General features: G+C 46.5%; 9 protein-coding genes. 3 read left to right on the top strand and 6 right to left on the bottom strand.

The genetic code is table 11. From position 1 onward, the window contains the following. Positions 1 to 32 precede the first annotated feature (32 nt). From MHI21_RS11675 to MHI21_RS11665, 3 genes are read right to left on the bottom strand one after another with little or no spacing between them, the layout of a single operon-like run. Positions 33 to 2399, bottom strand: a complete 2367-nt coding sequence (locus MHI21_RS11675; RefSeq protein WP_342420046.1) for a transcription initiation factor TFIID — start codon at positions 2397 to 2399, stop codon at positions 33 to 35. 3 nt (positions 2400 to 2402) lie between these two features. After that, positions 2403 to 5792, bottom strand: a complete 3390-nt coding sequence (locus MHI21_RS11670) for a tubulin-like doman-containing protein (RefSeq protein ID WP_165175448.1) — start codon at positions 5790 to 5792, stop codon at positions 2403 to 2405. A gap of 24 nt (positions 5793 to 5816) precedes the next feature. Then, positions 5817 to 7619 (bottom strand): vWA domain-containing protein, encoded by a 1803-nt coding sequence (locus MHI21_RS11665; RefSeq protein ID WP_165175449.1) that lies wholly within the window; start codon positions 7617 to 7619, stop codon positions 5817 to 5819. Positions 7620 to 7919: 300 nt separating this feature from the next. On the opposite strand from MHI21_RS11665, the gene MHI21_RS11660 reads away from it, so the two are divergent. Beyond that, on the top strand, positions 7920 to 8072 hold the full coding sequence (locus tag MHI21_RS11660; protein ID WP_023988385.1) for a hypothetical protein: 153 nt from the start codon (positions 7920 to 7922) through the stop codon (positions 8070 to 8072). After that, a complete protein-coding gene (locus MHI21_RS11655; RefSeq protein WP_341161617.1) occupies positions 8065 to 8982 on the top strand; it encodes a hypothetical protein in 918 nt (305 codons plus the stop codon). The genes MHI21_RS11660 and MHI21_RS11655 overlap by 8 nt, the downstream gene beginning before the upstream one ends. A 146-nt stretch (positions 8983 to 9128) precedes the next feature. On the opposite strand, the gene MHI21_RS11650 is transcribed toward MHI21_RS11655, so the two are convergent. From MHI21_RS11650 to MHI21_RS11640, 3 genes are all read right to left on the bottom strand, one after another. After that, positions 9129 to 11885 (bottom strand): PHB depolymerase family esterase, encoded by a 2757-nt coding sequence (locus MHI21_RS11650; RefSeq protein ID WP_342420045.1) that lies wholly within the window; start codon positions 11883 to 11885, stop codon positions 9129 to 9131. A gap of 195 nt (positions 11886 to 12080) precedes the next feature. Then, positions 12081 to 13211, bottom strand: a complete 1131-nt coding sequence (locus tag MHI21_RS11645; protein WP_342420044.1) for a bifunctional cystathionine gamma-lyase/homocysteine desulfhydrase — start codon at positions 13209 to 13211, stop codon at positions 12081 to 12083. Between the two features lies 1 nt (position 13212). Further along, positions 13213 to 14136 (bottom strand): cysteine synthase family protein, encoded by a 924-nt coding sequence (locus MHI21_RS11640; protein WP_342420043.1) that lies wholly within the window; start codon positions 14134 to 14136, stop codon positions 13213 to 13215. A gap of 255 nt (positions 14137 to 14391) precedes the next feature. On the opposite strand from MHI21_RS11640, the gene MHI21_RS11635 reads away from it, so the two are divergent. Next, the gene (locus MHI21_RS11635) at positions 14392 to 14754 is read left to right on the top strand and encodes a hypothetical protein (RefSeq protein ID WP_336076802.1); all 363 of its coding nucleotides are present in this window, start codon (positions 14392 to 14394) and stop codon (positions 14752 to 14754) included. Positions 14755 to 14828: the final 74 nt, after the last annotated feature.

Below are 14828 nucleotides of genomic sequence, written 5' to 3'. Positions count from 1 at the left end.
CCTTCCATCATTAAAGTAGGATGAATATGTGGCTACCGCAATTCCGGCAACCGGTCCACGTCGATTCCGTGAAACACGAAACCATTCGCAGTATATGTCTCATAATACGTTTTGCCGTTGCGGTAAACCATCAGATCCTCCAGATGGAAGCCGCCCATCAAATGCAGCTTTTCCACCCCGCTGCTGCGACGCTCATGTACAAAACCCAGCTTGTAAATACGCGAAGTAATGTCCACATCCATCGCATAAGGAAGAAATTCACCTTCGTAGTCACCAAAGAAGTACTTTTCTTCATACCGATGCTCATGGGTATAGTCGAGCAAACGTACGTTAATTCCACCATGTTCCTCTAACGTTTGATACAGTTTCTTAAACAGCTCATCCTTCGGAACGACCAGCCGATTTTCATATGCAGCAGCTACATTCGCACGCCGCAATAATTCTTCTTCGAAGGTCTGATTAAACGGCTGTGAACTGAGAATCAAGGTGCGACAGGTCTGCGTAAGTCGATCCACCAATGCGGACAGGCCCCCGTCCAGCAATCCAGATACAGGCCCCATATGCCGGGTATCAAAGAATATAGATTTTCCCCGCTTGCTTTCCAGCTCACGCATGACATCCTCCGTCACACGCTCGTAATACTCGAACAGGTTTTGACCTGTGTAACTGTCGGCCTGCCGAATACTGTCTGTTGCAGCTTGATGTAATTCACGCTCCAGGCTGGAAAGCTGTACTGTAATATGCTTCGCTTGTGCATGCCATTTTTCTAGTGCCAGTTCATAGCGGCGAAGCAGCTCCAAATCGGCTTGAATTCGCAGCATGTGCAGTTTGTGCCCGTAAACCGTCTCGGTCAGGTAACGAATCAAGCTGCGCACATTATGCTTATCCATGAGTGGCAGTCGTTGAAAAGGTTGGTCCTCCACTCGCCCGCTATACAGGGTGTCCAGTTCAGCAGCACTAATCTGCAAGTCATTGGACGTATCCCGAATCAGCCCCCGAATGGCGGTAAGCACATTTCCTGTTTTATTTTCATCTGTCCAGTCTGTTAACTCGAATAAGCCGATTTCAGGATATTCCTTGGCAGCTGCATTCACAGCCGACTGCAGACCTGATTCCGCCTGAAAATCTCCCAACCGTTTGTGCACAATCCGTTCACAGTTATCGCGGAAAAAGGCTTCGCAGCCCCGACCAAACAAGGCTTCCTCCGCCTCACGTAATGTCATTCGCTTCAACGAGCCGTAGCTGGTTCCGCTGGTCATCAGTGCGCTCATGTCCGTGATCGCTTCATTACCAGGAACGAGATCATTTCGCGTGCGACCACGCTCAGCAGCATCTAAACCAAAATAATTCAGCTTATCGCGTATGTCCCACTCCTGCTCTGTTCTCATACGCTCTAACAGCTTCACATAAAAGTGATACAGCACCGTAAGTGCGATTGACTGGTTAGGGCGGTTGACTCGGGAAAATCCAGCCGACACATAACCCTGCCGCCCGGATTCCGTCATGATGTTGTTTTTAAACGATGTATTGTTGTATCCCCCATCCTGTGACCGATAGGAATCTCCTGCCTGATAGCGGTTTTTAAGAAGCTGAATATGGCAAATGATGTCACAGCTTTCTCGCAGGCTATTCGGCACCGTTACGCCGCGTTCGTTCTTGTCGGACAGCACATAGACGAGGTCGAACAACGGTGATGGAGCATGGGTTACTGGAATGGTCAATTTGTCCTCGGTCATATGAAGCGGTGCCGTAAACGTATACTCTGGACTCTGGATATAGTCCAGCTCCCGCATGAAAGCAACGGACGTTGCATTACTGTAACCGAATTGGACAGCCTGATCGCTTTCATTCACCAACACATACAGATCCATTTGTACCGATTTAAAAGACTGTGCAAAAATATACTCCGCCAACAGCGTAATTTCAGGGATTAATACGTTCATGGGGTCATCCGCTGTCGTCAAAATCGACAAATGGACACGCTCGAACGAAGAATACAACCGACCGTAATCTGCCAGATGTCCACTAGCCCGGCGCAACGCGGTGTTAAGCTCAATTAGCTGCGATTCATGTGTATAAAAAGCCTGGTGCAAGTCACGGCGTATCGTTTGGTGGCCACTTTCCTCCGGTACCGCTATCGTATGAACAATAGCATCCACCGAACGATCTACAGCCGCATGTTCTTCCTGCGAGCGGATCTGAATATACGTTACTCCCGTGCTGTTATCCCACTTGGTCCGGTTGATATCTGCAATGGTGTTCATCACCGGGTTCATGCGATCACCGATAAAAAGAAACACGGACGGGAAATGGATGCTGCTGCGTCCATCCCCGCTTCCGATTAATTGGTCCTCTGCGGCTGCATAGTCAGCCGCATAACGTAACAGCTGCTCTCTCATACTTTATTTCAACTTTCTGCGGATGTCGTTTAATTTTCCAGCCATTTGAGCATAAAATGCATATAGTTCCGCTCCGTTAGCCAGCTCCACCTTTTCATATTCCAATTGATTGCGGGCCTCTGTGTAAGTAGCAGCCAGTTCATCCAGCTTCGACAGCAGTGGTGTAATATCCTCCGATGAAGTCAATACAGCATCACGGCGATCCGCCTTGCGCATTAGAGCTGCGAATTTCTTTTCATCCAAACCACGGAAGTTTGTAAACACTTCAAACTCCACATAATTACGGCTCTTCATGACATTGGCAAACGGCTCCCAAGCCTCTTCTTCTTCGTCACGATCATAGACGTACAAAGCACCTTTTTTCGTAATCGTATCCGTATAGAGTGCCTGAATGAACTGATCCAGCCATTTTTCTTCATCCTGATATTTGCCCAGCAAAGCTTCCAGTTCAGTGGCTTTCGCTTCAATTTGTGTATATTTCGCTAGTTCTTCACGAACCACCTGTGTTAACTCTGGTGAACGGATCAGGTTTTCCTTCGCCATCTCTTCATTGATGCTGCCAAAGATGTCCTTGCTTCCGGCCTGCTCCAGCCCTTCAGCCAGCAGACGTTTCAACTCAGACCATGCTCTTTTCACCTCACCCAAATTCGGCTTGGATTCCTGCAAGCGCATATCGTAGCCTGCCAGCATCGCATTCAGATCTAGCGCATGTGAACGGATTACAGTGAAGCGGCTGCTCGTATTCTGATCGACATCCTTTTCTCGAATCACGCCAAGTGACTTGGCACGGTCAAAATCATTACGAATGCGGGCATTGTAAGCTTGCACACGCGAATTGACGTAAGTTTCGCCCCATGACTTTTCAGGAATCGGCGACGGAAGATTAGTCCAGTTGTTCTGACCTGTTTGTACCAGATGGCGGCCAATACCTTCGCGGTCAAGAATCGTTTTTTCATAGCTTTCTTCATACACTTTGAGCGGCGTATATACAAACAGAGGAACACCATTACGCGTATTGAGCCAGAAAATCCGGTTACGAACTTCACTCTCTTTAATAGTAAAGTGTGATTTGCCAATTGCATTATTTTGATAATTGCGAACGCCCTTCAGGATATTAGGCGACTGTACAGGTACTGAAACGAATCCCCATGACGGGAAGTACAAGTTGCCAGAGCTATTGCTCAGATGGAACACTGGTACAGCTTCCTCATCCAGTTTGCTCGCAATGTAGCGCTCCACAAACTTTTCAATGGCTTCATCTTGCCCGTATTTCATGACGAGGAAATCCTCCATGGAACGGGTAATGAGATCACCGAACTTATCAGTCAAGAAATTGGAGATTGAGCTGATGATGTCCATATCCTGATCCTTCACCCATTGATCTGAATTTTCCAGCAATTCTTGGGCAAAATCACGAATCAAATCATCACCGTTGCGGTTATCCAGCAGCTTGGTCACAACTTCAGAAATATCCGGTACACTTACCAGATTCCAATAGTACGTTTTGTTGCCTTTGTGATCGGACTGTTCCTCGCCGTTAATCAGCAGATCGCCATTCTTCTCGAAAATTGCGCTCAATGCGTTCAAAATTTCAGTAAATACATTATAAATGCGGCTATTTTCCTTGTTCAACAAGTCATACAGGTCTTCATAAAATTCAATGAGCTGCTCTGTACGTTCCACATCAGCCCGCAGCCAATATTCATTAATTTTCGCTTCGATGTACGCATTTTTCTTTTTATCCTTAGACACAAACGCGCTCTTGGCATCGCCCAGCTTTTCGTTCGCCTGCTCACGTGCCCATTCAATGTCCGTAGGAATACGGTGCAGTGATTCACGCAACGTTTCAACATATGAAAGCAGCATTTTCAGTAAGCTAAATCCTTTTTCAGTATAAATCATACGGGATACATAGAACGGCCCTTGCTCAGGATGGAGAAACATCCGGCGAATTTGATCCGTAAACTGTCCAGTAATTTCACCAGGAAGCTGCTTCTTCGCTTTGATATACTCTTCGCGGGCACGCGTCAGGAACGTTTGCTCAAGCTCGGTGTCCATATTGACAACTTGCATTTTAACGACATTGCTATAACTTAACCGTTCACTGTTTTCAAAGCCAGGAAGTGGCTCAGGTACACGGGATTCAAAGTTTTTGATCATGCTATCCAGATCCACGCCCAGCTTGCGGGCAAACTTCTCTACATCCTCTTGATTTGGCGATTGCTCGAACATTTTGGACATTTTGCCAAACATTCGATAGGCCAGATATGTCGTCATTTCCTCCATTGGCAGTACCGCCGAGGAAGCCCCGATAATATTGTAATCGTAGTTTGCCGGATACGCCTTATTCATTTGTGCGATGTTGGTACGGATATTGCTGATATAGTCATGAATGGCAAACTCTTCGCCCGACTGTTTTTCCTCACTCGCCATAAAGTTAGTGATGTTCTCAGCGGTGACATTCATGCAGTAATCATAAGCGTTTTCCAACAGCTTGCCTTCCGTATTCGTGGCCGAAATGAGGTGGCACAGATTAAACGGCGGAAGCGGCGAGTTCACGGTCAAAATGTTGCCGTACTGCTGCTTAAAACGTTCACCACGGCTGTCTACATTCATCCAATAGTCCAGTTCTTTCAGTGCAGCATAGCCGTTCTTTTTAATATATTCACGGGTATGCTCGCTCAGGCTTTTGTTCGCCAAATTAATATCTGGTGTAAACAGATAACCTAATGTATTTACACGGTCTACGCCTGCAGAGCCATAGTCGCGCTCAATAATTCCTCGGACGATATATGAAATATCGAGGAAGGTACCGCTTCCTGTACCGCCGGACAAACCGGACAGCAGGAACACCATAAGCTTCTTGTTGGTGCCTTCAGACAAGGTTTTGATTTTTTTGTCAATGCTTTGTACGACCTGATTGATTTTGGTGAACAGCAGCAATCGTCCTGCCTGCCGCACCCCTGCCGCACCATTCATGCCATCGGTAATGCTTAGTTCGGGAGACAGCCAATCGGTAATGTACGGCTCAAGAATGCTGCGGTTTTGCAGCAATCCACCGATTTCCGCATTGGATAGCAGTACAAACTCATTGATAGGGTCCAAACCAATCCCCTTGTATTTTTTGTTGCGGTCTTGTTCATTCGTTTCAAAAGCGAGAAATTCCACATTGTCCGGTTTATCACTCTTTTTCTTGGAAATCGGATCTGCTGGAAGCTTGAATCTACGGTTAATTTGATATTTCAAGCGGAGAAGGGCATCAATCCCCGTTCCTCCGAGTCCGATAATTAAAATAGGATTATCAATAGTATCAACTCTGATCTTATCGCTTACGATCCCTCCGCCGAGTGATACGTCTAATTGTTGGATATGCTCTCTAACTACTGGTTTCATAGATATGACCTCCTAAGGGTTCGTTTAGCTGTTTACTGAAATAAACTCCAGTAAAATGGTTTTGTCCACACTGGCTAACGGAATCGTCAGACGATCACCGTTTTTGAGTTCAAGACCGTTGCCTGTGTCAACAGCCCGTCCGGATTTTTCAATCGTAATCTCGGGGGTACTGCGCACAATGATACGATCCTGATTGGCTGGTGTGAACACGACCTTGTCGGTTCCAGCAAATTCCGGTGCCAGTTGCAGCAACTGGTGCAGATTAAATTTGCCTCGGAAGGTGTTCAGCTTCTTGTATTGCGGATACGTTTTTTCGCCGGTGTTCTCATCCCGGATTTCCAGTACGATTTGACCGACAAAGCCACGGTTGGCCTTTTTGACAGCCTTCCAGATGAAATACGCGGCAACCAGCAGAACGAGCAGTCCCAGCCCTAAAAGAATGAGTGGCATTAGCTTGGACTTTTCAGCAGGTGTTGTTGGCTGCGTCGTGCCCGTATTCGTACCGCTCGTCGCCCCTGCTTTAGCACTGATGGTTACAGGCTGTGTTTCACGGTAAAAGCTCTTCTCCTCTGCTCTAACGGTTAGTTCGTAGTCATGCTCATCTGGAATCGTATAGGAACCGGTAAAAGAATCCCCTGCATTGGTTAACGGCACCTCATTCGTTGTACCGGAATCCAGATCCTTGACCTTCAGAACAGCATTCATATTCGCATACAATTCCTGATCCTGGAGCTGCTGGCTATTGCTCGTCAGGTAGGAACGAATTTGAACTGCATCGCCTTTTTTGTATGATTTGGCTGACGGTGCGTCCATTTTCAGCTCCAAATCATAGTTAAACACCAGATTAATATCAATCTGATCCTGCTGGACTCCCTTGACTTGGAGCTTCCAGTCACCAGCCACAGGCTTAAGCAGTTTAATCAGCGAGTAGCTTTTGGACTTGGACAGCAGCACATCACTCGAAGGAATCGGCTTGGTGTTACCCGACGGGTCTATCAGTCTCGCATCCACCGGTTTCGAGGACATGATCGAAATGTTAGCCTCCAGCACACTATCGTTCGGTACGGTTACCGTTACGTCCTGATAGTCGCCGTTTGCCGTAATGGACTGCAAAGGCACCACTTTCAACTTCAAATTGCTGGCGAAAATTTCACTCAAAATGTTCGGCAGGTCATCCGCTGAGCTTGTAATAAAGGACTTGCCACCCGTTTGCTGCGCTATGTCGGCGAGCTTGTTTTTATTCAGCTTTCCATCTGCATTCAAACCGATGGTGTAGATTGGAACGCCGTTATTTTTAGCCTCGGCTACAGCCTGTGCCATATCCTGATCGGATTGGCTTTCGGTTCTGCCTGTCGTCTTATTAAAATCGTTGTTACCGTCGGCAAGCATGACGATCATAGGCGCATGTCCAGCTGTTTTACCATCTTGCAAAATGCGGATCGCTTCCTTGACACCCACGGAGGTGTCAGTATACGCCCCCCGGTTCAGTCCGTCAATAAACGTCTTCAGTTCCTGCTTATCCGCTTCGGATGTAATATTAAGCAAGGCTTTCTCGCGCTGTACGACATCCGTATACGCTACAATCCCGACTTTGTCATTTTGCGTCGACAGCATATCAATGAACATTTTCATGGCTTCATTGCCAATTTTCCCAGGATCACTGGTGTTCATTGAATTACTTACATCGACGACCAGCACCGCATCCACCTTAGAAGCAGAGGGTGAAGCGGCATTCGCCATCTGTGGCTGCCATGCCAAAATCGAGGTCATGATCATTGTACATATGATTCCGATGACCAAAAACCATTTTCTGTCTCTACTAAACATCGCTTGTACCCCTTTGCCGGTTAATTCTCATTCTAAATTACAGTTGTACTCCCCTACTATTAAATTATAATGAGTTTTACATGAGCGCCAGCTGAAAATACTGCCCGAATGGTCTGAACCCAACCAAAAAGCCTGTTATACCGCAAGATTTTACCAATATCCTGCAGTAATGATATAATTATACCCCAACAAGGGCAATCGGGCACCAGCCTTCTCCTTTATACGACAAAAATGACAGTAGCGAAACCCGCCCATGTAAAATATTGAAGTAAAAATCCAAGCAGAAAGAGGAAGTACACTATGATCTCATACGGATGTCTGGCGATTATGTTTCTTTTTGTCGCCATCAAATCACTAATTTACTATATACATAAAAAACGCGCCCCGTCGATTACACAAATCGACACCGAGCTTCTGGCCCTGCTGAACCGGAGAAGTGAACGCAATGAATAGTTCCAAACAAGCTGTACAATTTCGCCCATTTACCCGCACAGAGCACGCCTTCCAAAAGCTAAGAGTCTGCAAGCGTTGTGGACAATTCACCGCCCTTTGGGAAGAGAAGTGTACATCATGTGGTCGGGATACACTAGTTCCTGTAGAGCAATATGCCAAACTTAGAGCCAAACGTTATTTTCGTAAAGACTTTGCCGTCGGCGTCATACTGCTGGCCGCTACTGTCTTTTTCGGCCACTCGCAGCAACAAATGTTTCTATGCGGTATCGTCGGTGCGCTGCTTCTGCTGCCCTTAGTGCTTCTACAGCAGGGTATTTATCCTTATGAGCAGCGTAGGCAGCTTATACGTCTGTTTAGAGGCCGTATAGAACAGATCCAGGAAGGGCTAAACGTTAATCATAAAAACGCGGTTGCCCTGCGGCAGCTCAGTGAGCGTGTCTCCTATGAGATGCTGCGTGAGATGGCTGTACTCATTCATAATGATCGGATAAGGCTCCAGCAGGTTGCCCTGCTGCAATCTTTTGTTCTCCGTAAAGACATGGAATTAACGCTCGATCCTCTCCTGATCAAGAGCTTTGAGCCGCTTATGGTCAGATATATCGGAGAGATTGCCAGACTCAATCGTGAGCTGATCAAGGACCGGACATTCCGATACGTAGTCTTTTATGAGCGCCGTATTCTGGAATTGGCAGGGGGCGAAGATATTCTCGTCCGCGTAGCCAGTGCAGCTGTCCGTAAAAAGCGCTACGTAGTCACCCATGCCGCTTTCATTTCCAGATATGTACGCAAACTGCCAAAGGAGCGAGTCCAGCGTTTATATCATATCATTCAAGAGAATCCGTTAGAACCCTTTGGAGATTTGGCCGATGAAGTAAAGATCATGTACCTGATGGAGCAATATAAAAGCTAAGCTGCCCACAATGCCCTTCTTTATATGACGTCATCCCGATCACAAATCACTGCAATGAATCAGCAAAAAACCGTCAGGATCGCCAATGTGCCTCCGGACGGTTTTTTTAATTATTGATTATTATAACATTGTTACTTTTTTATTGGCTATTGGCCTTGCAGTTTTTGCTGCGAATGTCTAATGGAAGTAAAGTTCAAAGCACGCACTCCCTTGCTATCATACACAATAATCTCTTTATTCAAATACGGGTGTAGACCATTAAAATATCCAGGCATAATCAGTCTGCGCATAAATAGGTTTTTACCCAGCATACGGGGTGAATTGGTCGCTACGACAAGCATTTGCTGGTACGCAGACCATGGGCTAGGTTGAATATATGACAGACAATACTCGCCTGCCGTAAAGTCGTCGCCCAATGTATACCCTTCCTCCGTACATGTAATTTGCAGATCGGCTTGGTGCTTTTGAAGCAGCTCATGTCTGGACAAGCCCGAAGTGATACAAATCACGTTGCTATCAGCCAGTGCTTCCTCCGTAATATCATTAGAAGACACCACGGGATAATGAACACCGATATACGGATTCCAAGTTGCTGTTCGTGGGCTAGCCAAGGCGTTCGCCGTCCGTCTCACCGCCTGCTCTTCCTCCGGTGTAGCATAGCTGGATGGAAGGACAATGTGAAGACGATCCATATAAACGTCAAGCACACCCATACCGTGGCTCAAAACGTTTCTTCCCACGCTTTTCGAGCCCACCGTTTTCATTTTGGCATCCGATTCTTTTGTAAAGCATCCACTGCTTTCTTCCTCCCGTTCGGCAATCAAACGGTATTCAGGTGAGGGGCGTTTATGTGACTGTGTTTTAACAAAGCGAAAGCGGCTGTATTCCCGCAAGTCCAACACGAAAATACGGGCTCCGATACGAACCTGGGCCAGCTCCAAGGGCATGACCTCTTGAGAAAGATGAATGATAAATTCTTCGGCGTGAACTGCCTCGATATCCAACTCACCTGTGGCACTCATTTCACCGTACAACTCGGCATATTCCTCATTTTCATCCATTCGCGTCAGTTCCAGCCAGTAAGCCCGGTTATGTCTCCCCCGTTCCGTCCGATAGGCAATACGCTGAGGTACGACATCTCTTTTCCATTGCATAAGCCAACCCAGTACGCCGTCCAGAAGTCTCAGCTCATGCGTATCCCAGTGATTAGACTGCCGCTCTACAACACCTCTAAAATGATCAGATAGAAGCTCTGTTACAGGGGCTGTGTATGCTTGTGCAAATAAGTAATCCTGATCTCCGCATACATTCAATATTGGCATATTCAACAGATTTATCAGATGCTTAGGATGTGGCGCTCCAGAGATAACCGCAATAGCCGCAAACCGAGAAGGATAAGCCTGTGCCATCGCCCAGGCCGCATATGCTCCGTTCGAATAACCCGTCAGATAGACCCGATCTTCGTCCACTCGGTACGCTTGCAGTATGACATCCAGCCCCTCCAAAAAAGCAGCTTCTCCAATATAACTGCCCAACGTTACACCACGGCACGAAAAAGTAACGAATATAGCTTCCTCTTCCCAGCCTTGTCCAAAACCTCGATTCTGAAAATCCGGCAAACCCAGCTCATATCGCTTGCCTGGCATCAGAACGATCAGAGGATACTGTCGGTCAGTCGAATAGCTTCTGGGAAGCTGAATGGTATAGCGTTGCAAACTATTATCCAAACGGGAGACAAAAAATCCTTCCCCAATTCCGTCATTAGACAAAAAGATGTGTTCTTCTTGAAGTAAGGACGGGGAGTGTGACTGTTCGGCATGTCCACACGTGAAGATTTGTTTTAATAGCTTGATATATTCACGTACAACCCGGTAATCCCAGATTTCAAAAGGATCTTCCGGCAAATCCGTTAACCTTTTTAATTCCTCAAGCAGACCCTCTATTTGTATTTTCTGCGCAGAATGAAGAATATCTATAGCGCGGGCTTGAATGTACCGGTCATACTCTTCCTGCAAGCCCTCCACGACGACTGACAAAGGCCGCACAAGTGCCGAATACACAAAATGATGCTCCACAGCCTCATGATCCCGATATGTAACGGTGAAGTGCAGCATTCCCGTATTCCTGGCCTTTTCCTCGTCCCAGTCATAGCTTTGCTCCTGCTCCCAATGTGCTGGAAAGCGATCCAGCTTCATGCCTTCATCATTCGTTACCTCGACCCATAACGTTTGATCTAAGGGAAGATCTATCCGATCCTTACGCAGTAAATAAAATAAGATCGGGCTGTCTTCACCCTCCCTGCCAGCACTTTTCTCAACCTCTAACCAAGCCATATGAAAACGTATATTACGCTCTACAAATTCACGTTGCAGTTCTGTCACATCTGGTTCGTCGCATACCTGATTTCCACTGATACGAATAGAGCGGGCCTCCTCGGGAATAAACGCAGCAATGATAACTACCGTGTGATCGCCTTCCTCCAGATACAAGCGAAAAGGACCGGATTCCGCATATACCAGTGTGCCATCTATCCAAATTTGTCCCGTTCCTTCAAAGGGTCTGAAAATCACTTCCTGTGCAGCCATACAACGAAGATTTGAAACCAGCAAAAGCCTTTCTTGTTCGGCCAAAGGCGGAAAAACACCTAGATTTAGTTCGGCAGTCCGAGGGTCCAGCTCGGTCAATAATCGGCACGCTGCCTTTCCTCCGGCTGAAAGCTCTACTCCTTCTTCATCACAAGCCTTTTCCAAATTCCATTCCTCATGGGCAAAATAACTTGTCCATTCCCTGCCCACACCGCAATTTTCCGGGAGCATGACCGGACCGACTGCATAAGCAGACCTCAGACGTACCGGATGATCCGACAGCACAGTTGTTGCTTTTTCCAGATGTGTGAACCTCATAACATTCCCCCTCCAGGTTTTTGTTTCCTCAGAGACGTAGTCGCGGTTATATTCCGTTTAACATTCAATTTAACTATATAAAACTATTCGTTATTACCTCTACGTACTCCTCTGTTCTTCTCAAAAAAGTAGCTATGATAAAAAAACAAAAAAAAGAGGCAGCCTCAGCTACCTCTCTTGATCCCACTTATTTTCTTACAATGCTGCCTGTAAGTCTTCGATCAAATCTTCCAGATCTTCGATCCCAACCGAAATCCGCACCAAACCTTCGGTAATGCCTAACTCTGCACGACGTTCTACCGGAATAGAGGCGTGCGTCATACGTGCCGGAACGCTAATCAGACTTTCAACCGCTCCCAAGCTTTCAGCTAGTGTAAAATATTTTACCTTTTTCAGAAGTGCAACCGCGTTAGCGTCACTACCTACATCAAAGGAAATGATGCCGCCAAAGCCTTCAGCCTGGGTTTTGGACAGTTCATGTTGTGCATGGCTTTCCAATCCAGGGTAGTACACTTTGCTAACCTTCGGATTTTTTTCCAAAAAGGCTGCAATTTCCTTCGCATTTTGCTCAATCGCTTCCATACGCAGACCCAATGTTTTAATACCGCGGATCAATAACCAAGAATCCTGCGGGCCGAGAATAGCACCAATGGCGTTTTGCAGAAAATGCAGTTGTTCTCCCAACTCGTCGCTGTTCACAACAGCCAGACCGGCTACAACATCGCTGTGGCCGCCCAAATACTTGGTAGCAGAGTGAATGACGATATCAGCCCCAAGTGTAATTGGCGTCTGCCAATAAGGGGTAGCAAATGTGTTGTCGACGATCAGTAAAAGATCATGTTTTTTTACAAGCTCCGAAACAGCACGGATATCAGTAACCTTCAAAAGCGGGTTCGTTGGCGTTTCGACATACAATGCCTTCGTATTCGGACGAATTGCTTTGGAGATGGCTTCCAGGTCAGTCGTATCCACAAATGTGGATTCAATTCCGATACGGCTGAGCACTTTGCTTACAATACGGTAGGTGCCTCCGTATACATCATCGGTCAGCAAAATATGATCCCCTGCGTTAAACAGTGAAAATACCGCATGAATGGCTGCCATACCCGAACCGAAAGCAAAACCACGCTTTCCTTCCTCCAGATCCTTGATCAGCTCCTCCAGAGCAAACCGGGTCGGATTGCCTGTACGTGAATATTCGTATCCCTTATGGACGCCAATTTCCTCTTGCTCATAAGTGCTTACCTGATAAATAGGAACGTTAACCGCGCCTGTATGGGGATCGGTAGGAAGCCCGCCGTGAATTAGTTTTGTTTTGCGTTTCATTTTATATCCCGCCTTCATATATTTTTTTGCTCAGATAACGTTCGCTGCTATCCGGGAAAATGGTAACAATATGTGCGCCATCCGGTGCATTTTCTGCTTCCAGTAAAGCGGCATGTAAAGCAGACCCTGAAGAACTGCCAACAAGAAGACCTTCACGTGCAGCCAGTTCCTTGACACGGTCAAAAGCATCGACATCGCTAATGGTGTGAATGGCATTGAAATATCCTTTATCCACAAATTCAGGGATTAATTCCATGCCAATTCCTTCTGTTTTATGTGGGCCTGACTCGCCGCCATTCAAAATGGACCCTTCCGGCTCCACGATGACCGTTTTAAGGGCTGCATTTTGTTCCTTAAGATAACGCGAGGTTCCCATAAATGTTCCCCCCGAGCCTGCACCTGCCACAAATACGTCCACTTTGCCGTCCAGATCGTTCCATATTTCAGGTCCCATTGTCGTATAATATGCCTCGGGATTGTTCGGATTACTGAATTGCCGTGGCAAGTAGGCATCTTTTATTTCAGCAGCCAATTCTTTTGTTTTTTCGATGGCTCCTTTCATTCCCTCACTTGTCGGGGTATGAACAATGCGTGCTCCCAATGCCTTCATCAGGTCCTGCTTCTCTTGGCTGAACTTCTCAGGCACAGCAAAAATAACCGAGATATTATAATGAAGCGCCGCCATCGCAAGACCAATACCTGCGTTACCTGCTGTTGCTTCAATTAATGTCCCCCCTGGCTTCAGCTGACCTGTTTTTAATGCTTTTTCAATTAGAGCCTTCCCCACCCGATCCTTAACACTGCCACCGGGATTCATAAACTCCAGCTTCGCAAACAGGCGAATTCCTCTCGGTAGAGAATAGCTGTTCAGCTCCACTAATGGCGTGCGTCCAATGAGTTCAAGGGTATTTTGATATACATTCATAATTTCAAGCTCCTTTTAATGGCGAATCCAAAATAAACCAATGGTCAAAAATTAACGCCTATTGTCGGAGAAGTTCACTATCATCTCCGAGAAAACATAGTAATACGGTAAGTATTGATGCAATAAGATTTTATGTGTATTTGAAGCTTTTGTCAAATGGACCAGTCACAATACCCACACCCCCTGCCCGCTTACTCGATATGATAGAGAAGATGTCACAAAATACCCCCGTGCAACATAAGGAGGAGTTCATATATGGGAAAGCAATTTCTGAAGATAGCTGCCGTATATTTTGCCCTCAGTGTGCTGCTTAGTGTAATTATTGGCGTGTCGGGTGATTACAGCCTGTCCAATGTTCAGTCTCATACCCATTTGCTGGGTTGGATTGCACTTGGAATTATAGGTCTGATCTATGTGACCTTTCCTGCACTTTCAGTTACTATTCTGGCACATATCCATTTTTGGATGCATAATATCGGTCTGCCCGTGTTGATATTGGCGATTATAGGTGAAAATTACAAGGTTCCAGAGGCTGGAGTTTGGATCGTCATAGGATGGGTGTTACTCGCCGGGGGGACTATGCTGTTTATGGTGAATGTGTGGGATAGACTGCGCTAAAGCAAATAAGTTCTCTTCAATGGCCATAAAAATAAGGAGCCTGATCATGTCAGGACTCCTTGATATCTTCATTA

This window comes from Paenibacillus sp. FSL H8-0168 (assembly GCF_038592955.1).
GTDB classification, from domain to species: domain Bacteria; phylum Bacillota; class Bacilli; order Paenibacillales; family Paenibacillaceae; genus Paenibacillus; species Paenibacillus polymyxa_B.
Note: the sequence above shows the minus strand (reverse complement) of the source record. Positions and strands in the feature narration are given on the sequence as shown.

What these genes read in the sequence shown, in the direction of transcription:
- MHI21_RS11650 (WP_342420045.1), bottom strand. Translation starts at nt 11,885, where the DNA reads ATGAGGTTCACACATCTGGAAAAAGCAACAACTGTGCTGTCGGATCAT.
- MHI21_RS11640 (WP_342420043.1), bottom strand. Translation starts at nt 14,136, where the DNA reads ATGAATGTATATCAAAATACCCTTGAACTCATTGGACGCACGCCATTA.
- MHI21_RS11645 (WP_342420044.1), bottom strand. Translation starts at nt 13,211, where the DNA reads ATGAAACGCAAAACAAAACTAATTCACGGCGGGCTTCCTACCGATCCC.
- MHI21_RS11635 (WP_336076802.1), top strand. Translation starts at nt 14,392, where the DNA reads ATGGGAAAGCAATTTCTGAAGATAGCTGCCGTATATTTTGCCCTCAGT.
- MHI21_RS11670 (WP_165175448.1), bottom strand. Translation starts at nt 5,792, where the DNA reads ATGAAACCAGTAGTTAGAGAGCATATCCAACAATTAGACGTATCACTC.
- MHI21_RS11665 (WP_165175449.1), bottom strand. Translation starts at nt 7,619, where the DNA reads ATGTTTAGTAGAGACAGAAAATGGTTTTTGGTCATCGGAATCATATGT.
- MHI21_RS11660 (WP_023988385.1), top strand. Translation starts at nt 7,920, where the DNA reads ATGATCTCATACGGATGTCTGGCGATTATGTTTCTTTTTGTCGCCATC.
- MHI21_RS11675 (WP_342420046.1), bottom strand. Translation starts at nt 2,399, where the DNA reads ATGAGAGAGCAGCTGTTACGTTATGCGGCTGACTATGCAGCCGCAGAG.
- MHI21_RS11655 (WP_341161617.1), top strand. Translation starts at nt 8,065, where the DNA reads ATGAATAGTTCCAAACAAGCTGTACAATTTCGCCCATTTACCCGCACA.